Annotated in this window: 15 protein-coding genes and 1 tRNA gene; 7 read left to right on the forward strand and 9 right to left on the reverse strand. The window is 65.9% G+C overall.

Going from position 1 to position 18,499, the window contains the following annotated elements; genetic code table 11:
- Position 1: 1 nt before the first annotated feature.
- The 6 genes from ACO6D6_RS02360 to ACO6D6_RS02385 all read right to left on the reverse strand — a co-directional run bounded on the left by ACO6D6_RS02360 (position 2) and on the right by ACO6D6_RS02385 (position 6,314).
- A complete protein-coding gene (locus ACO6D6_RS02360; RefSeq protein WP_484782949.1) occupies positions 2–1,258 on the reverse strand; it encodes a beta-ketoacyl-[acyl-carrier-protein] synthase family protein in 1,257 nt (418 codons plus the stop codon).
- 82 nt (positions 1,259–1,340) lie between these two features.
- Positions 1,341–1,586, reverse strand: coding sequence for an acyl carrier protein (locus ACO6D6_RS02365; RefSeq protein WP_484782951.1), 246 nt, complete (start codon positions 1,584–1,586; stop codon positions 1,341–1,343).
- Positions 1,587–1,619: 33 nt separating this feature from the next.
- The gene (locus tag ACO6D6_RS02370; RefSeq protein ID WP_484782953.1) at positions 1,620–2,615 is read right to left on the reverse strand and encodes a beta-ketoacyl-ACP synthase III; all 996 of its coding nucleotides are present in this window, start codon (positions 2,613–2,615) and stop codon (positions 1,620–1,622) included.
- Positions 2,616–2,659: 44 nt separating this feature from the next.
- Positions 2,660–3,586, reverse strand: a complete 927-nt coding sequence (locus ACO6D6_RS02375; RefSeq protein WP_484782955.1) for an ACP S-malonyltransferase — start codon at positions 3,584–3,586, stop codon at positions 2,660–2,662.
- 117 nt (positions 3,587–3,703) lie between these two features.
- Positions 3,704–4,792, reverse strand: coding sequence for a PucR family transcriptional regulator (locus tag ACO6D6_RS02380; protein WP_484783401.1), 1,089 nt, complete (start codon positions 4,790–4,792; stop codon positions 3,704–3,706).
- Positions 4,793–4,943: 151 nt separating this feature from the next.
- Positions 4,944–6,314 carry an ABC transporter substrate-binding protein gene (locus tag ACO6D6_RS02385; RefSeq protein ID WP_484782957.1) on the reverse strand — a complete coding sequence of 457 codons (1,371 nt, stop codon included), beginning with the start codon at positions 6,312–6,314 and terminating at the stop codon, positions 4,944–4,946.
- A 169-nt stretch (positions 6,315–6,483) separates the two neighbouring features.
- On the opposite strand from ACO6D6_RS02385, the gene aceE reads away from it, so the two are divergent.
- From aceE to ACO6D6_RS02400, 3 genes are all read left to right on the forward strand, one after another.
- Entirely contained in the window at positions 6,484–9,246 is a 2,763-nt protein-coding gene (gene aceE / locus ACO6D6_RS02390) for a pyruvate dehydrogenase (acetyl-transferring), homodimeric type (RefSeq protein ID WP_484782959.1), read from the forward strand.
- A gap of 98 nt (positions 9,247–9,344) precedes the next feature.
- Positions 9,345–9,752 (forward strand): DUF3052 domain-containing protein, encoded by a 408-nt coding sequence (locus ACO6D6_RS02395; protein WP_484782960.1) that lies wholly within the window; start codon positions 9,345–9,347, stop codon positions 9,750–9,752.
- A 25-nt stretch (positions 9,753–9,777) separates the two neighbouring features.
- Positions 9,778–11,991 carry a 6-phosphofructokinase gene (locus ACO6D6_RS02400; protein WP_484782961.1) on the forward strand — a complete coding sequence of 738 codons (2,214 nt, stop codon included), beginning with the start codon at positions 9,778–9,780 and terminating at the stop codon, positions 11,989–11,991.
- A gap of 18 nt (positions 11,992–12,009) precedes the next feature.
- Here ACO6D6_RS02400 and ACO6D6_RS02405 read toward each other — a convergent pair whose 3' ends face one another.
- The 3 genes from ACO6D6_RS02405 to ACO6D6_RS02415 all read right to left on the reverse strand — a co-directional run bounded on the left by ACO6D6_RS02405 (position 12,010) and on the right by ACO6D6_RS02415 (position 14,070).
- On the reverse strand, positions 12,010–13,227 hold the full coding sequence (locus tag ACO6D6_RS02405; protein ID WP_484782962.1) for a hypothetical protein: 1,218 nt from the start codon (positions 13,225–13,227) through the stop codon (positions 12,010–12,012).
- Between the two features lie 259 nt (positions 13,228–13,486).
- Positions 13,487–13,560, reverse strand: a tRNA-Val gene (locus tag ACO6D6_RS02410).
- Between the two features lie 42 nt (positions 13,561–13,602).
- Positions 13,603–14,070 carry a GatB/YqeY domain-containing protein gene (locus ACO6D6_RS02415; RefSeq protein ID WP_484782963.1) on the reverse strand — a complete coding sequence of 156 codons (468 nt, stop codon included), beginning with the start codon at positions 14,068–14,070 and terminating at the stop codon, positions 13,603–13,605.
- Between the two features lie 72 nt (positions 14,071–14,142).
- Here ACO6D6_RS02415 and prfB point away from each other — a divergent pair, with 72 nt between their 5' ends.
- From prfB to ACO6D6_RS02435, 4 genes are all read left to right on the forward strand, one after another.
- Positions 14,143–15,258, forward strand: a complete 1,116-nt coding sequence (gene prfB / locus ACO6D6_RS02420) for a peptide chain release factor 2 (RefSeq protein WP_484782964.1) — start codon at positions 14,143–14,145, stop codon at positions 15,256–15,258.
- 252 nt (positions 15,259–15,510) lie between these two features.
- Positions 15,511–16,197 (forward strand): cell division ATP-binding protein FtsE, encoded by a 687-nt coding sequence (ftsE, locus tag ACO6D6_RS02425; protein ID WP_484782966.1) that lies wholly within the window; start codon positions 15,511–15,513, stop codon positions 16,195–16,197.
- 17 nt (positions 16,198–16,214) lie between these two features.
- The gene (gene ftsX / locus ACO6D6_RS02430) at positions 16,215–17,117 is read left to right on the forward strand and encodes a permease-like cell division protein FtsX (RefSeq protein WP_484782967.1); all 903 of its coding nucleotides are present in this window, start codon (positions 16,215–16,217) and stop codon (positions 17,115–17,117) included.
- Between the two features lie 17 nt (positions 17,118–17,134).
- Positions 17,135–18,478 (forward strand): peptidoglycan DD-metalloendopeptidase family protein, encoded by a 1,344-nt coding sequence (locus ACO6D6_RS02435; protein ID WP_484782969.1) that lies wholly within the window; start codon positions 17,135–17,137, stop codon positions 18,476–18,478.
- The last annotated feature ends 21 nt before the right edge of the window (positions 18,479–18,499 follow it).

The raw sequence follows: 18,499 nt of genomic DNA on the forward strand, positions 1-18,499 counted from the left end.
GTCAGTCGGTGATGTTGGCGTTGGTCACGGTCACGGCGACGTTGGAGCCCCCGAAACCGAAGGAATTGTTCAGGGCCGCGAGATCGCCGTCGGGAAGCCTGCGTGGTTCGTTCACCGCGATGTCGATCGGGAGTCCGGGTTCCAGGTTCTCGATGTTGATGGTCGGGGGCACGATCCGGTGCCTGAGGGCCATCACGGTCGCGAAGGTTTCCAGGGCACCCGCGCTGCCGAGCAGGTGACCGCTCATCGACTTGGTGGAGGTCACGATGCACCCGTCCACGGCGGAACCGAGGGCGGTCGCGATGGAACTGGCCTCGGTGAGATCACCCTGCGGGGTGGAGGTGCCGTGGGCGTTGATGTGCTTGACGTCACCGGGCTGGAGCCCCGACGCCTGGAGGGCCTTGAGCATCGCGGTGGACTGGCCCCTACCGGTCGGTTCGGGCTGAACCATGTCGTGGTTGTCGTTGCTGATCCCGGCCCCGGCGAGGGTGCCGTAGATGCGTGCCCCCCGTGCGCGGGCGTGTTCGAGGGTTTCGATGACCATGATCACGGAACCCTCGCCGAGGACGAATCCGTCGCGGCCGGTGTCCCAGGGACGTGAGGCGTGCTCCGGGTCGTCGTTGCGGCGGCTCAGGGCCTGCATCTGGGCGAAGGCGTTGATGGGCAGCGGATGGACGACACCCTCCGACCCCCCGACGACCGCGATGTCGCAGCGGCCCAGCCGGATCTGGTCGAGCCCCAGGGAGATGGCCTCGTTCGACGAGGCGCAGGCGCTGACGGGCGCGTGAACACCGGCGGCGGCACCGAAGCTCAGGCCCAGGTTGGCGGCGGGTGCGTTCGCCATGAGCATGGGAATGGTGAAGGGAGAGACCCTGCGCAGCCCCTTCTCCTTCTGGACGTCCCAGTTGTCGAGGAGGGAGTGCAGACCGCCGATACCGGTTCCCACGCACACTGCGAGCCGATCCGGATCCAAGGAATTGTCCTCGCCGAGCCCGAACCCGGCGTCCTGCCACGCCTCCTGGCCGGCGACCATGGCGAGCTGTGAACTCCGGTCGAGACGACGGGCCGCGACGCGGTCGAGTTTCTCGGTCGGGTCACCGGCCGCCTCGGCGGCGAAGGTGACGGGCAGCGGTTTCGCCCACTCGTAGGGAAGGGTGTGAACACCGGAGCGGCCGGCGAGCATGGCCTCCCAGGTGCTGGGGGCGTCTACGCCGAGCGGGGTGAACGCACCAAAACCGGTGATGACTACCTCGGTCATGTTGAACTCCTGGGGGCTGAAGGTTTTCTCGTGAATGGAAGATGGTGGGGGACGGCAGTCGCCGCCCCCCACCGGTTCGGCCTCAGGCTTGGGCGCGCTCGATGTAGGCGACCGCATCACCCACGGTCTTCAGGTTCTTGGAATCCTCGTCGGGGATCGAGATGCCGAACTTGTCTTCGCACGCGTAGATGATCTCCACCATGGAGAGGGAGTCGACACCCAGGTCGTCGACGAAGGACTTGTCCAGCTGGACGTCCTCCGAGGCCACGCCGGCCACGTCGTTGACGATCTCGGCGAGGTCGGAGCGGATCTCTTCAGTGCTTGCCATTGTTTTCTCCTAGTTGGTTGATTGCTGGTTGGTTCATGGAAGAGTGACGACCTGGCCCGCGAAAACGAGCCCGGCGCCGAAACCGATGATCAGGGCGGTTTGCCCGGACTTGGCCTCACCCGATTCGAGCAGGGCCTCCATCGCCAGCGGAATGGATGCCGCCGACGAGTTGCCCATGTGTCTGATGTCGCGGGACACCACCACCTTCTCGGGCAGTTTGAGGTGGCGCAGCATCGAATCTGTGATTCGGTTGTTGGCCTGGTGGGGAATGAATACATCCAGTTCCTCGGGGGTGATCCCGGCGGCCCTCACGGCTTCGAGAGCCTTGTCCGTTATGTAGGTGGTGGCCCAGCGGAACACTGTACGCCCGTCCATGCTGATCAGGGGCATCCGTTGCTCGGGGTCGGTCACGTCGACCCAGTCCTGGATCTGGATGGTGAGGGCCTGGGAACCGTCGGAACCCCAGACCACGGGGCCGAGGGCGGGTTCGTCGCTGGGACCGACGATGGCGGCCCCGGCGCCGTCGGAGAACAGGAACGCGGTGCTGCGGTCCTCCAGGTTGACCATGCGGCTCAGGGTCTCGACGCCGATGACCAGAACGTTGGTGGCGGTCCCGGAGCGGACAAGTGATTCAGCGATGCTGATTCCGTGGCAGAAACCGGCGCACGCCGCCGAGATGTCGAAGGCGACCGGACCGGCGCTCAGGCCGAGTTCGTGGGCGACGTAGACGGCCAGTGAGGGGGACTGCTGGAAATGGGAAACGGTGGCACAGATGATCCCGTTGATCTGGGAAGGTTCCAGTCCGGCGCGGTCAATGGCCTTGCGTGCCGCGGCCACCGCCATGAACAGGGGGGTCTCCTCATCGGTCGCCCAGCGACGTTCCTGGATGCCGGTGCGCTGCTCGATCCACTCGGGGGTGGAATCGATGATGGTGCACATCTCGTCGTTGTTGACGACTCGCGAACCGCGGTAGCCGCCGACGCTCAGCATGCGGGCGTGGCGGCTGCCGGTGGAGGAGGTCAGTGTCATGTCGCGGCCTTTCGGGCGGTTCGGTGAAGCAGGGGGTAAGGGTTTCAGGCCTTGGTCGAGTGGGCCTCGCAGAAGGCGCGGGCCTCTCCCAGCTGGTCCGGTGTGTTGAGATTGAACAACTCGACGCCCTTGAGGTTGCGTTTTGCGATACCCGTCAGGGTACCCGCGGGGGTGAGTTCGAGGATTCCGGTGACGCCGAGCTCCGACATGGTCTCCATGCACAGGTCCCAACGAACCGGGTTGGCCACCTGCCGGACCAGCCGCTCCAGGTACTCGCGTCCCGAGGTCACGACCGTTCCATCGGCATTGCTGAGGAGGCCGGTGCGGGGATCCTCGGTGGGCACGGCGGCCGCCAGCGCTTCCAGGCGGGCCACGGCGGGGGCCATGTGATGGGTGTGGAAGGCCCCGGCGACGCTGAGTGGGATCAGGCGGGCGCGGCGGGGGGCGTTGTCGGCCAGGGTGGCCAGCTGCTCCTTGGTGCCGGCAGCGACGATCTGACCGGAACCGTTGTTGTTGGCGGGGGTCAGGCCCGCGGCCTGGATGGCTGCCAGCACCTCTTCCCGGTCCCCACCGATCACGGCGGTCATCGAGGTGGGTGTGACGGCAGAAGCTGCTGCCATGCTGCGGCCGCGTTCCCGGACCAGCACCATCGCGGATTCGACGGAGATCACCCCCGCCATGGCCGCGGCGGCGAGTTCGCCCACGGAATGCCCGGCGACCACACCGGCGATCCCGGGGATGGCGGGGCACAGCTGTTCGGCGGTGGCGAGTGCGGATGCGACCAGCAGGGGCTGCGCCACCGCGGTGTCCCGGATGGTCTCCGCATCCGAGGTGGTTCCATGGGCCACGAGGTCAATGTCGGCGACGGCGCTCAGCCACTCGAGGCGGGTCCTGAAGCTGGACTCCTCCAACCAGGCGGCGAGAAATCCGGGATTCTGGGCGCCCTGACCTGGCGCGACGATAGCTAGCACGTCCCCAACTCTGCCCTTTCACCGATGAAGCGTGCGGCTGCGAAGGTGACGAAAATGACTCGGGAGGGCTTGTTGGGTTCCTACAAAACCGGATCCGGCAGGTGGCGGTGTCCGGGTTCACTCCTGGAGACGTCCCAGAGTGATCGCCAGCCTCAACACATAGGCCTCCCGCGCATCCGTCGGGTTGTATCCCGTCACGTCCTGGATCCGCCGCAGACGGTAGCGGACGGTGTTGGGATGGATGAACATGGCCCGGGCGGTGGCCTCCATCGACGATCCTGCATCCAGGAACCCGACACAGGTTTCGAGCAGTTCCTTGGAACCCTTCAGGAGGCCGAAGATGTCTCGGGCCAGGGTCCTGCGGGCGTGCCCGTCGCCCGCGAGGGCCCGTTCGGGGAGCAGATCATTCGACAGCAGGGTTCTGGGGCCCTCGGACCACGCCCGGGCGACCCGGTACCCGGAAGCGGCCGACCTGGCGGAGGCGGGGGCCCCGCGGAGTCCCTCGGCGAGCGGGCCGATCACCACCGGGCCGGGAGCGAAATACGGTTCGAGTTTGGTCACCAGGGCAGATGCCTTGGCCGGGTCGGTCAGGGTCTCGCCCGCGAAGATGCACACGAGACGCTCCCCCTGGGGGGCTGCCAGCATGTCCAGGGAGAGCCGTGCGGATGCCCGGCGCAGCTCGTCGATCCGCAGGTTCTTGGGGGCGCCCGCTATGACCACCATCGTGGGTGCCTCGGAGTCCCAGCCGAGGGTCGACGCCCTGGAGGTCACGGATTCGTCGGTCTCGGCCCGGACCACCGCGTCGACGATCATCGCCTCGATGCGTGAGTCCCAGGCCCCCCGCGCCTCCGCGGCGCGGGCGTAGACCGCGGCCGCCACGAACGCGATCTCCCGGGAGTAGTGCACTATCCCCAGTAGCAAGGGTTGCCGGTCCGCGCGCGGCAGGAGGAGCTGGATCTGCTCCTCGACGACATCGGTGGTGGTGCGCACCAGGTCGACGGTCTGTCGCAGGGAGATGCGTCCCGCGAGTGCGCTGGGAGCGGAATCGAAGATCGACTCGAAGGAGAAGGTGGAGCCGCTGACCCAGTTCACGAAACCATCAATGCCGCTTCGGGCCAGCACGCTGATCCACGACCGGGATTCGGCGTCGAGTTCCCCGAACCATGCGTGACGGGCCTCCAGGGCCCTCAGGGTTGCGGTGTTCATGGTCGCGGTGGCGGCGCGCAGTCGTTTCAGGATGGCGGCCCGGGTGCGAGCCGACGATACGGTGGCGGGAAGGGCCCCCGGGCGTGCGGGATGAGCGGTCATGGTGATGATCAGCCTACCGGCCGGGGCATGGTTGCACTGGTGCGGCCGGTCAGTTCTTCGGCCAGGAGTTCTCGATCTCGGTCAGCACTTCCTGCGAGGACTTCTCCGAGGAGACCCAGTCAGTCATTCCCACCCAGAAGCTCCCGGTTCCAACGGCGCCCGGCATCTGATCCGAGGCGTCGAAGCGGAGAACGCTGCTGTCGCTGGTGACCAACTCGTAGGAAAGCCTGTCCACGGGGGAGGACAGATTGGATGGATCCAGTTTTTTGTTGGCCGAGATCCAACCCGGTCCCGTGACCTTCGCCTTCGCGTTGCTGAACTCGGGGGAGGTCAAATAGGCCTGGAAGGCCCTCACCTCCTCGCGATCGCTGAACGCGGCGGCGAACTCCCCTCCCACGATGGCGGGCGGATCCGTTTCAGCGGTGCCGGGCAGGCGGAAGGCGAACACGTCACCGTCCTCCGTGATTTCCTTGTCGGCGGGCCAGTTGACCTGGTAGAAGGACGCCTGGCGGTGCAGGAAACAGGAGCCCTCCAGTATCGGCAGGCCGGCGGTGGTGAACGAGGTGGTGGCTATGGATTTCGCGCCTCCCAGCCCACCGTTTACGTAGGCGTCGTTCTTCAGGATGTCTCCCACCCGGTCCAGGGCCACGACCACCCGGGGATCGTTGAACGGAATCTGATGGGAAACCCATTGGTCGTAGACGTCCGGGCCCGCGGTGCGCAGCAGCATGTCCTCGAGCCAGTCGGTGGCCGGCCAGCCGGTTCCGTTGTGGGCCTGGATCCCGGCGCACCAGGGTTTGGCATCCGGGTGATCCTCGGAGATCCTCTTGGTCAGGGCGGTCAGTTCGTCCAGGGTCCGGGGAATCTGGTAGCCGTTCTCGGCGAAGGCGCGCGGGGAGTACCAGACGAAGGATTTCACGCTGGCCCCCACGGGAACCGCGTAGGCCTTGCCGTCAACGGAGCCGTATTCCTTCCAGATGTCCCGGTAGTTTGCTTCGAGGTTGGCCAGGGCCTGCCCCTGCACCTCCTTGATCCTGCCCGGGAAACGGGCGATGAGGCTCCTCAGCAGGCCGGGTTGCGGGAAATAGGCGATGTCCGGTGGAGCGTCGGCGTCGATCTTGACGGGAAGAAAGGTTTCGAATTCCCGGGATCCCTCGTAGTTGATCGTGACGCCCGTGCATTCCTCGAAAAGTTTGAAGGAATCGATGTGGGTCTGGTCCTCGGGGGAGACGATGGGGGTGTAGACGTTGACCGACCTGCCCCTGAGGGTTCCGTACTGCGCGAAGGCGACGCATTCGCTCGGGAGGCTGCTGGGCGCATCCGTGGGATTCTCAACCGGTGTGCTGCTGCAGGCGGCCAGGGCGAACAGGGACACGAGGCTCAGCGTGGCGACGACAGTCCGTTTCTTCACTCGGAACATCCCCGTCCTTTCCGTTGGGGCGGAACACGACTCCACCCGGTCACCTTGACACCGTGCGAACGGGTTTGCAAACCGGGCGGGGCGCTCGCGGCCCGGTGACAATTCGCAGAAAGGCGGTTGCACGGTATCTTTACAACAGCTGTGCACACATCGCGACGAGAGGACTCACGTGAGCATCCAGGACCAGGTTGGGCCGATCCTCAACGGCCTGCCGACGAACCTCCCGGACTCGGATCCGGGAGAGACCGCCGAGTGGCTGGAGTCGCTCGACGGAGTGATCGAGCACGGTGGCCGCAACCGTGCCCGCTATGTCATGTTGAAGCTGCTGGAACGGGCGCGCGAACGCCACGTCGGGGTTCCCTCGCTGACCGGCACCGACTACGTCAACACCATCCCTGCGGACAAGGAACCGGCCTACCCGGGAGACGAGGACCTGGAACGCCAGATCCGTCGCCTGCTCCGCTGGAACGCCGCCATCACCGTTCACCGGGCCCAGCGCCCGGGCATCGGTGTCGGCGGGCACATCTCCACCTACGCCTCCGCCGCGACCCTCTACGAGGTGGGGATGAACCATTTCTTCCGGGGCAAGGATCACCCCGGGGGTGGCGACCAGGTGTTCTTCCAGGGACACGCCTCTCCCGGCATGTACGCCCGGGCCTTCCTTGAGGGCCGTCTCGAGGAGGCGGACCTGGACGGGTTCCGTCAGGAACACAGCCACGTCGTGGACGGGAAGGTGCGGGCCCTGCCCAGTTACCCGCATCCCCACCAGATGCAGAACTTCTGGGAGTTCCCGACGGTCTCCATGGGCATCGGCCCCATGAACGCCATCTATCAGGCGCAGTTCAACCGGTATCTGCACAACCGCGGCATCAAGGACACCTCCCAGCAGCGCGTCTGGGCTTTCCTGGGTGACGGTGAGATGGACGAACCCGAGTCCCGCGGCCTGCTGCAGCTGGCGGCCAACGATGGACTCGACAACCTGACCTTCGTGATCAACTGCAACCTGCAGCGTCTCGACGGGCCGGTGCGCGGCAACGGCAAGATCGTCCAGGAACTCGAGGCCTTCTTCCGGGGCGCGGGTTGGAACGTCATCAAACTGATCTGGGGCCGGGGGTGGGATCCGCTGCTCGCCGCGGACAGCGAAGGCGCCCTGGTCTCCGTGATGAACTCCATCGCGGACGGCGACTACCAGACTTTCAAGGCCAATGACGGCGCCTATGTGCGCGAACACCTCTTCGGGCGCGACGCCCGCACCGCTGCCATGGTGAAGGACTGGACCGACGACCAGATCTGGGCGTTGACCCGCGGCGGCCACGACTTCCACAAGGTCTATGCCGCGTACAAGGCGGCAACCGAGTTCACGGGGGCGCCCACGGTCGTCCTCGCCCACACGATCAAGGGCTACTTCCTGGGCCAGCACTTCGCGGGCCGCAACGCCACGCACCAGATGAAGAAGATGGCACTCGACGATCTCAAGGCGTTCCGCGACCGGGTGCACATGCCGGTCTCCGACGCCGTGCTCGAGGCCGATCCCTACCGCCCGCCTTACGTGAGGCCCGGGGCGGAGGACCCGAGGATCCAGTACCTGCAGGAACGTCGCCGCGCGCTCGGCGGCTACGTGCCGGAACGCCGCGGGGACCGCAAGTTCATCTCGTTGCCGGGGGAGAAGGCCTACGAATCCGTCCGCAAGGGCTCCGGCAAGCAGGAAGTGGCCACCACCATGGCTTTCGTGCGCCTGCTCAAGGATCTGATGCGCGACAAGGCATTCGCGCCGCGCGTGGTCCCCATCATCCCCGACGAGGCACGCACCTTCGGTATCGACGCCTTCTTCCCGACCATCAAGATCTACAATCCCGGCGGTCAGAAATACACGCCCGTCGACGCGGACCTGTTCCTCAGCTACCGGGAGGCGACCAACGGCCAGATCATCCACACCGGCATCAACGAGGCCGGCTCGATGGCGGCCTTCACCGCCGCCGGGACCTCCTACGCCACCCACGGCGAACCCATGGTCCCGATCTACGTGTTCTACTCGATGTTCGGGTTCCAGCGCACCGGTGACTCCATGTGGGCGGCCGGTGACCAGCTCGCCCGGGGGTTCGTGATCGGCGCCACCGCCGGCCGCACCACCCTGACGGGCGAGGGTACCCAGCACATGGACGGTCACTCGCCGATCCTGGCCTCCACCAACAGCGCCTTCGCCGCCTACGATCCCGCCTACGGCTACGAGCTGGCGCACATCGTCCGTGACGGCCTGCGCCGGATGTACGGGGAGAACCCCGAGAACATCATGTACTACCTCACCGTCTACAACGAGCCCTACGCGCAGCCCGCCGAACCGGAGGACGTGGACGTCGAGGGAATCCTGAAGGGCATGTACCTGCTGCGTCCCGGTTCCTTCGACGGGGTCGGGCAGGACGCCCGCCGCGCGCAGATCCTCGCCTCCGGTGTGGGTGTGCCCTGGGCGCTCGAGGCCCAGCAGCTGCTCAAGAACGACTACGGGGTGGTCGCGGATGTCTGGTCCGTCACGTCCTGGGGTGAACTGCGCCGCGAGGGCCTCGCCCACGACAAGGCCAGGTTCAGCGATCCGTTCGGGGAACACACCCCCACCTGGGTCGAGTCGAAACTGGCCGACACGCAGGGGCCCATCGTCGCCGTCAGCGACTACATGCACGCCGTGCCGGACCTGATCCGGCCCTGGGTGCCGCGCGGGTACACGACCCTCGGTGCGGACGGGTTCGGTTTCTCCGACACCCGGGCGGCCGCTCGTCGCTACTACAACATCGACGGTCCCTCCATCGCCGTCGCGGTGTTGCAGCAGCTGGCCCTGAACGGTGAGGTGCCTCGCGAATGGCCCCTGGAAGCCGCCCAGCGGTACCGTCTCGACGATGTCACCGCCGGGGCCTCCGGCAAGACCGGGGACTCCGAGTGAGGGCCGTGTCCTGAGCCGATCGGATCCCCCGGGTGCACAGCGCCCGGGGGATCTGGCAGGCTAGGTCTCGTGGGACACATAATTCAAGGGGAAGTGTCGTGACCGCCGCGCGGGGAGCCGAATTGCTCGGGCTGGACGCGGGCATGGTCGTCCAGGAACTGGGGTGGGACGAGGACACCGACCCCGACCTGCGCGACGAGATCATGGATGCCATCGACGCCGACATGATCGAGGATGCCATAGAGGCGGTGGACGTGGTCGTTCTCTGGTGGCGGGAGGACGACGGCGATGTGGTTGACGGCCTGGTGGATGCGATGAAGGATCTGGCTGACACCGGTTTCATCTGGCTGCTGACCCCGAAGGTCGGCAGACCCGGATACGTTGCTCCGAGCGACCTGGCCGAGGGAACCGCCACCGCGGGCCTGTCCCTGACCAGTTCCGCGAACGTGTCGCCGGAGTGGCAGGCACACAAGGTGGTTCGTCCCAGGGGAACCGCTCGACGTTGACACCCACCTCGGAGGGAGTGTGGAAATGACCGTCCGGACGAGAATCGGCGTGCTCACCTCGGGTGGGGACGCCCAAGGAATGAATGCAGCTGTGCGCGCGATCGTGCGGGGAGCGATCCAGGCGGGCGCGGAGGTTTTCGCCATCCAGGAGGGCTGGCAGGGAGCCGTCACGGGTGGCGATCACATCAAACAGATGGGGTGGAACGACGTCTCCGGGATCCTGAACAAGGGCGGCACCGTCATCGGGACGGCGCGCTGTCTTGAGTTCCGGGACCGCGAGGGACGCAGGACCGCGGTGAGGAATCTCGTGACCTCCGGCATCGACCGGTTGATAGTGATAGGTGGCGACGGTTCCCTCACCGGCACCCGTCAGCTGCGCCTGGAATGGGGTGAGCTGCTGGCGGAACTGGTGGCCAGCGGGGAGCTGGGGCCGGAACTGGCCGAGCGCCACCCCGTCCTCCGGATCGCGGGGCTCGCCGGTTCGATCGACAACGACATGGTCGGCACCGACATGACCATCGGGACCGACTCCGCGCTGCACCGCATAACGGAGGCGATAGACGCCATCTCCGCCACCGCGGAGTCACACCAGAGAACCTTCATCATCGAGGTGATGGGACGCAACTGCGGTTACCTGGCGTTGATGAGCGCCATATCGGGTGGCGCGGACTACACCTTCCTGCCGGAATCCCCGCCCCGGGACGGTTGGGAGGACCGCATGGTCGAGGTTCTCGACCGGGGCAGGCGGGCCGGGAGACGCGACTCGATTCTGGTGGTTGCCGAGGGCGCCGCGGACCGGCAGGGCGAGCCGATCACGGCAAACCGCATCCGCGACATCCTGAAGGAGAAAAGCAGGGAGGACGCCCGGATCACGATCCTGGGGCACGTCCAGCGTGGCGGGAAACCATCGGCGTACGACCGTTGGATGGCGACCGCCTGCGGCGTCGAGGCGGTTTCCGAGGTGCTCGAAGCCAGTGCCGAGACCGAACCGGTTCTCGTCGGCGTGCACAGCGACCGGATCGGGACACGACCTCTGCTGGCCTCCGTGGTGGCGACCCGCAGGATCGCCGATTACATAGCAGAGGGTGACTACGAGGCCGCCATCTCGTCGCGTGGCCCCGGGTTCCAGATGATGATCGACATCTACCGGGCCATCACCGAGGCGCGGCCGTCGGTGGCGGATCCCGCGGGCAAAAGGATCGCGATCATGCACGCCGGGGCGTTGGCCCCGGGCATGAACCAGCTGGCGAGGGTCGCGGTGCGTTCCGGCATCGACCTCGGCTACCAGATGCTGGCGGTGCGCGGTGGGATGCCGGGCCTGATCGAGGGCAACTTCGACGATGTCAGCTGGGCTGATGTGGAGGGCATGGCGCACACCGGGGGAGCAGATTTCGGGACTCGCCGCTACGTCCCCTCGGAGTCCGAGCTCTACTCGATGGCGCGTCAGCTGGAGGACCACCGGGTGGACGCCCTCCTGGTGATGGGGGGATACCACGCCTACGCGTCGGTCGACCTGATGGAACGGGAACGTCGACGCTACCCCGCTTTCAACATCCCGGTGGCGGTGGTGCCGGCGAGCATCGACAACAACCTCCCGGGCTGGATGATGGCGGTCGGGGCGGACACGGCCCTCAACACGGTGGTGAACGCGATCGACATGCTGCGGATGAGCGCCTCGGCCAGCAGACGGGCGTTCATCGTGGAGACGATGGGTCGCGGCTGCGGTTTCCTGCCGCTGCTCGGAGGCCTGGCCGGGGGAGCCGAGAAGGCGTACCTGCCGGAGACCGGAATCACCCTTGCCGAACTCGAGGCCGACATCAAGGCCCTCGTCGACGCCTTCGACTCCGGGCGGAACTTCTACCTGGCCGTGGTGGGGGAGGAAACCAGCGAGCACTACACCACAGATGTGCTGGGCAAACTCTACGAGGCGGAAGGGGGCGGACGGTTCTCCGTGCGGGAATCGGTGGTCGGGCACCTGCAACAGGGAGGCACGCCCTCACCGTTCGACCGCATCAACGCCACCCGGCTGGCCTGGAACGCCATCGGATACCTGGACCGTCAGCTGCGTGCCGACCGCTCGGAGTACGCGGCCGCGCACGCCGGGACCGAGGGCCTGTTCGCCCCGCTTCGTGACGTGACGGAAGACATGGACTGGGAGAAGATGCGCCCCCACACCCAGTGGTGGCGTTCCCTGCGCGAACCCTTTGACATCCTGAGTCGCCGCCCCGGCCAGGAATGACCGGGCAGGTTCCGTTTGTCAGCAGAGGGGAAGGGTGACCCCGAAGTTGAGGCTGGCGGTGCAGTTCATGCCGGCCAGCTCCTGACGGGCGGTGGCCCCTCCACCCACGGAATCCGGGATTATGCTGCGCAGAACCAGCACATGGCCGTCGTTGGTTCGTAGCAGGAGGGTGAACATGACCGTGTTCGGCACGTTGTCCTCGGTCCGCACGCCCGTGAAACCGCAGGTGGTGTAGCTCCCTCCCTGAGCTTGGCTGACCTTGTCCTGGGAGGCCGGTGTGGGTACGGGGTTGCTGAAACGTTCCTGCTGGCTCCCTGAGAGCTCCTTGCAGCCCTCCAGGAGATCCTTCCCCTCGGGAATCTCGACCAATGAAGTGACTTGGAGGCGGACATCGGTTTCGGAGTGCTGAAGACGCACGACCCTGCGGTTGGGCTCGGCCGACGGCTGATCCTCGCCGTACTCCCTCCAGCCCTCGGGAACCGTGAAGCTGGTGTCGTCGAGGACCTGTTCGCTGTTGGCCGGCCTCGCTCCCGCTGTGCTCTCGGGATCCGAGGATGCGGCCGGAGCCGACGCCGGAGGAGTCTGCGACTCCGGGGACGCGCTGGTCCCGAAAGGCCAGAGGGATGTGAACTCCCAGGTGCCGCGGGTGACCCAGGACCAGGCCGTGAAACCGAGCGCGAAGATCAGGATTCCGGTCAGGATCACCAGGCCGATCCGTTTCAGCCTGCCCAATAGATCGGGCCTGGCCGCCCGGGTCGGGACGGCTTCCTCCTCGTCCTCCGCGTTTCCCCTGACGGGTTCCGGTGAAGAGGGCGGCGAGGGTGTCGGACCGGGTTCGGGGGTGGTGTGTTTCGGGATCCCGGGTTTCACGTCAACCGTTGCTGCCCGGCTCCTCGCCTCGGCCACCGACCAGAAATCGGAGACCGGTTCGGGCCCGGGTCTTGCCCTGGTGGCCTCGTGCCGTGACGGGTGGGAGGGTTCCTGGTGCCTCCGGCTCTCGATGTGTGGTGATCCCGGGGCATCGAGCGGGCTGTGAACCGGTTCGTACCACTGCGTGGGTTCCGGATCCGCGAACCTGCGGGCGCCCCGGCGGGCAGGGGGCGGGTCGAAATCGGTTTCTGGAAGCGAATGACGTCCCCGGGCAGGGGGCGGGTCGACCGTCCTGGCGTGCCTGGCGGAGGTCCCGTAATCAGCTGACCTGCGGGGACCGGCGGACAGCGACGAATCATCCGTCATCCGTTTCCCCTTCCCGCCACGGCTGCTTCAAGGACCCAGTCTAGGTCCCCCTGAAAGTTTTCGTCATGTGCCGCATGTCCGGATCGACCACTTCCGGGCCGCTGGCTGCTCGTGACGGCAGCGCGGAAGAAACCGATCCGTTGCTCGTCGGTGCTGATTCCCGGGGACCAGCCGGACCGGCCAGGACACATGGGAGCCCGAACCCGGGTTTCGCTTTCCCTTGACGGGGCACCGACGTGGCGGCGCATGCCGCATCCGGTGGGCGCAGAGGGACTTGAACCCCCGACCCCCTGCTTGTAAGGCAGGTGCTCTGACCAACTGAGCTATGCGCCCTCGGGCCTGCTCATTGTGGCAAAGGGACGGGCTCGGGCCAAGTCAGCCGAGCAGCGCCGCCTTGACGCGGGCCGCCACCTCTGCCCCCGGGGCGCGGCCCGCCGCGACCGCGTTCACGGCTTTCACGACGGCACCCATGTGTTTCATGGTGGGTGTCTCCCCGGCCGCTCTCACCTTCGCGATCTCCGCATCGACGAGGGCTCCCAGTTCCTCGTCGGTCAGCGGGGCGGGCAGGTAACCAGCCATGAACTCGGCCTCGGCGTTCTCCTTCTCGGCGAGCTCCGGGCGCCCGGCCTCGGCATACGTCGCGGCTGAGTCGAGGCGCTTGCGGCGTTCCTTCGTGATCACCGCCAACTCCTCGGCATCGCTCAGCTCGCGCGCCACCTTGCCGGCGACCTCCTCGACGGTGATGGCGGCCAGCATCATGCGGATCGTGGACTTGGTGAACTCGTCCTTGGCGCGCAGCGCCTTCGCCAGTTCGGCCTTGAGACGGGTCTTCGTCGCAGCCATCTGTTTCCTTTCTTTCGAGGACACCATTCAACCAGTCACCGGAACAGGACCGAGGCGGTAGACTGTTCACTTGTGGCTGATGCAGACCTCATTACCCGGATTGACCAGCTCGGCAGGTCCTTGGAATCAATCGAGGCGGTGGCCGACCTGCCGGCGCTGCGCGCCGAGATAGCGCAACTGGCGGAGGAGGTTGCCGCCCCCGATCTGTGGAACGATCAGGACAATGCCCAGCGCGTCACCTCGACCCTCTCCGCACGGCAGGCCGAGGTGGAACGCCTCGAGGGCCTGCGCGGCCGTCTCGACGACGCCGCCGTGATGCTCGAACTGGCCGTCGAGGAGAACGACGCGGAGGCGAAAACCGACGTGGAGTGCGAGCTCAACCGGCTCGCCAAGGAAATCGAGGCGCTTGAGGTCCGCACCCTGCTCTCCGGCGAGTACGACTCCCGGGAAGCCCTGGTCACCATCCGGGCCGAGGCCGGGGGGGTCGATGCCGCGGATTTCGCGGAGAAACTGATGCGCATGTACCTGCGCTGGGCTGAACGCCACGGGTATGCCGTCGAGGTGTACGACACCTCCTACGCCGAGGAGGCGGGACTGAAATCGGCCACCTTCGCGGTCAAGGCGCCGTTCGCCTACGGCACCCTGTCCGTGGAGCAGGGCACCCACCGCCTCGTGCGGATCTCCCCATTCGACAACCAGGGCCGCCGCCAGACCTCCTTCGCGGGCGTCGAGGTGCTGCCCGTGACGGAGGAAACCGACCACATCGACATCCCGGAATCAGACATCAGGGTCGACGTCTTCCGTTCCTCGGGACCCGGCGGGCAGTCCGTCAACACCACGGACTCGGCCGTGCGCATCACGCATCTTCCAACCGGTGTCGTGGTCAGCTGCCAGAACGAGAAATCGCAGCTGCAGAACAAGGCGGCCGCCCTCAGGGTGCTGCAATCGCGGCTCCTGGAACTGGCCCGGCAGGAACGCGAGAAGGAGATGAACGCGCTCAAGGGGGACGGCGGGAACTCCTGGGGAGCCCAGATGCGCTCCTACGTGATGAACCCGTATCAGATGGTCAAGGACCTGCGAACCGAATACGAGGTTGGGAACCCGGATGCGGTTTTCGACGGCGATCTCGACGGTTTCATCGATGCCGGCATCCGGTGGCGCAAGAAGAACGGGGCCGGCGCGAGGTAAGGAATTCGCGGGTGGGACGGCCCGGATCGGGCCTTCCCCCGATCTGGACGAGGCCGTGGGATGCCCGGGCGGGACGGTCGGTGCGTCGCCGGGTGACGACGAGGGACGAATCCCCTTGATGCCCGGCCCATAACCCGGATCAACCGCCCGCGGCGTGTTGGTTGAGCAGGTTCGGCGGGGCGTGGTTAACTGCTACAGGCCGTGTCCTGAGATACTCTCAGGAAACTTCCCCTAGTCGGTCGGAGCAGCACAGTGATCACTTTCGAGGACGTCACGAAGTTCTATCCCGGGCAGGACCGCCCGGCACTTCGCAACATCAACCTTGAGATAGCCAAGGGCGAATTCGTCTTCCTCGTGGGTCAGTCGGGGTCCGGCAAATCGACTTTCCTGCGTCTCATCCTGCGGGAGTACCGGCCGACGAAGGGCACGCTGTACGTCGCGGGCAAGAACCTGAGCACCCTCAACCAGTGGAAGGTGCCGGCGCTGCGGCGCCAGATCGGAACCGTGTTCCAGGATTTCCGCCTGCTCCCGGGCAAAACCGTCTACGAGAACGTTGCCTTCGCCCTTCAGGTGATCGGCAAACCGTCACGGGTCATCCGGGAAGTGGTTCCGGAGACCCTCAGACTCGTCGGCCTGGAAGGCAAGGAGAGCCGGTTGAACGAGGAACTCTCGGGTGGTGAACAGCAGAGGGTCGCCATCGCACGGGCGTTCGTGAACCGTCCGAAGATCCTCATCGCCGACGAGCCGACGGGAAACCTCGACCCGGAGACCAGCGTGGGCATCATGAAGCTGCTGGACCGGATCAACCGGACCGAAACCACCGTGATCATGGCCACCCACGATTCCTCGATCGTGGACCAGATGCGACGCCGCGTCCTGGAGCTGCGCAAGGGTGAACTCGTGCGTGACCAGGCCAAGGGCGTCTACGGCGTCAACTGAGAACCGGGAGAAATCATATGCGGCACACGTTTCGAGAGACCTGGTCCGGGTTGAAGCGCAACATGGCCATGACCATCGCGGTCATAGTCACCATGTCGGTTTCCCTTTCTCTTTTCGGGGTCGGGCTGCTCACGTCCATGGAAGTGGACCTGGTCAAGGACCGCTGGTACGGCAAGGTCGAGATCTCCGTGTTCCTGTGCGTCGAACGCAGCACGGGGGGCACCTGCGAACCGGGCAAGGCCACCACGGACGCCCAGCGCAAGGCGATCGAGGAGGCCCTGAAGGCAAACCCCGAGGTCAAGGAGGTTTTCTACGAATCCAAGGAGGAGGCCTTCAAGGAGTTCCAGAGGGTGTTCAAGGACTCCCCGGTCCTCGCCTCCCGCACCGTTGAGCAGATGCAGGACTCGTTCCGCGTCAAACTGTCGAACCCCGAGAACTACAAGGGAGTGGTGAGCGAGGCCCAGGGGCTCCAGGGGGTCCAGAACGTCAGGGACCTGAGGAGCGTCTTGGATCCCGTGTTCAACACCCTCGGCGGGCTTCAGTGGGCGACGATCGGCATGAGCATCCTGCTGCTGCTCGCAGCGGCCCTGCAGATCTCGACCACCATCCGGATGGCGGCCTTCACGCGTCGGCGTGAAATCGGCATCATGCGACTGGTCGGTGCCTCCAACTTCTACATCCTGCTGCCGTTCCTGCTGGAAAGCCTCATCGCCGGCCTGATCGGTGTGTTCATTTCATCTGGCTCGATTGCAATTACCTATTTGCTATTGATTGAGCAAACCGCGAGACCCTCAATCCCAGCTATAGCTTGGATTGGTGCGGATCACGTTTTCAATGCCATCATTTGCATAGCAGTGGTTGGTGTTGCCCTGTCGGTAATCCCGACGCTGCTGGCGACCAGAAAGTACCTGAGAATCTGACGTGTAAGGAGATCAAGGTGAATCGGGCCCTTCCCCAGCTACCCGAAAACCCCATCCTCAACCGAATCACCCGTGGTCTGGTTGCCTCGTTGCTGAGCGTAACTATGCTCGGCGCGCTCGCGACCCGGGCCGGCGCGGACGACCTGGACGACAGACGAGATCAACTGGACTCACAGATAGAGGCCCAGAAGTCGGTGGTGGAGGGCGCATCCAAGGAACTCACCGATGCGGTGAGCGCCCTCGAGGCCGCGAAGACGGAACTGGCCTCCGCCGAGACCGCGCTGTCCGAGGCGGAGAACAACCTCAAGGCCGCCAAGGAACTGGACACCCAGCGCGCATCGGAGCTGGCGGCCGCGGAGACCAAGGCAAAGAAGGCGAAGGCCGACGTGGCCGCGGCCCAGGCGGCCTACGACTCCGTGGACGCCCGCACCTCCGAGGAGATCACGGTGATCACCCAGCAGAACGGCGGGCTGGCGGAGCTGTCGGTTCTCTTCAACGATGTCGGTGTCGGCAACATGAACCAACGGGCGCAACTGGCCGACACGTTGTTCAGTTCCAGCGCACTCGAACTGGACGAGCTGACCTCACGCAGGTTCCAGCTGGACGCGGCGAAGAAGGAGGCCGACGAGGCCGAGGCCGCCGCCGCTGAGGCGCGCAGAGTGGCTGCTGAGCAGCTTGAATCCTCCAAGAAAGCGGAGGAGGCCGCGAAAGCCAAACGCACAGAGGTCGCCGAGAAGGTCACCCAGCGTGACGCGGCCAAGGCGAAGGCCGACTCGCAGCTGACGGCCGAGAAGGGACGTCAGAGCGAGCTGGAGAGCGAATCCAAAGATGTCGACCGCCGCATTCAGGAACGCATCGCCAAGCAGAAACGCGAGGAGGAGGAACGGCAGGCCCGCGAACGCTCCTCCCGGCAGAGCGGATCCTCGTCCAGTTCCGGTTCTGGTTCCAGTTCCTCCTCCAGCGGCAGCTTCATCCGCCCGGTGGACGGCGCCATAAGCTCTCCCTACGGCATGCGGGTCCATCCCGTCCTGGGCTACAGCAAACTGCACGACGGCACCGACTTCGCGGCCGGCTGCGGAGCACCCATCCGTGCTGCGGGGGACGGCGTGGTTTCGGAGCGCTACTTCAACGCCGGGTACGGGAACCGTCTCATGATCGACCACGGCAGCAAGGGCGGCACCTACGTGACCACCGGGTACAACCACGCCACCAGCTACGTGGTCTCGGTCGGGGACCGCGTGAGCCAGGGACAGATCATCGGGTACGTGGGAACCACCGGATACTCGACCGGGTGCCACCTGCACCTCATGGTCTGGGAGAACGGCTCCGTGACCAATCCGATGGCCCGCTGGTTCAGCTGAATCCCGGCGTGGCATCATTGC

This window comes from Arachnia sp. (genome assembly GCF_057238465.1).

Coding starts and splice junctions, on each gene's coding strand:
- ACO6D6_RS02415 (WP_484782963.1), bottom strand. CDS start 14,070: ATGGCTGCGACGAAGACCCGTCTCAAGGCCGAACTGGCGAAGGCGCTG.
- ACO6D6_RS02365 (WP_484782951.1), bottom strand. CDS start 1,586: ATGGCAAGCACTGAAGAGATCCGCTCCGACCTCGCCGAGATCGTCAAC.
- ftsX (WP_484782967.1), top strand. CDS start 16,215: ATGCGGCACACGTTTCGAGAGACCTGGTCCGGGTTGAAGCGCAACATG.
- ACO6D6_RS02360 (WP_484782949.1), bottom strand. CDS start 1,258: ATGACCGAGGTAGTCATCACCGGTTTTGGTGCGTTCACCCCGCTCGGC.
- ACO6D6_RS02400 (WP_484782961.1), top strand. CDS start 9,778: ATGACCGTCCGGACGAGAATCGGCGTGCTCACCTCGGGTGGGGACGCC.
- ACO6D6_RS02385 (WP_484782957.1), bottom strand. CDS start 6,314: ATGTTCCGAGTGAAGAAACGGACTGTCGTCGCCACGCTGAGCCTCGTG.
- ACO6D6_RS02405 (WP_484782962.1), bottom strand. CDS start 13,227: ATGACGGATGATTCGTCGCTGTCCGCCGGTCCCCGCAGGTCAGCTGAT.
- ACO6D6_RS02380 (WP_484783401.1), bottom strand. CDS start 4,792: ATGAACACCGCAACCCTGAGGGCCCTGGAGGCCCGTCACGCATGGTTC.
- ACO6D6_RS02370 (WP_484782953.1), bottom strand. CDS start 2,615: ATGACACTGACCTCCTCCACCGGCAGCCGCCACGCCCGCATGCTGAGC.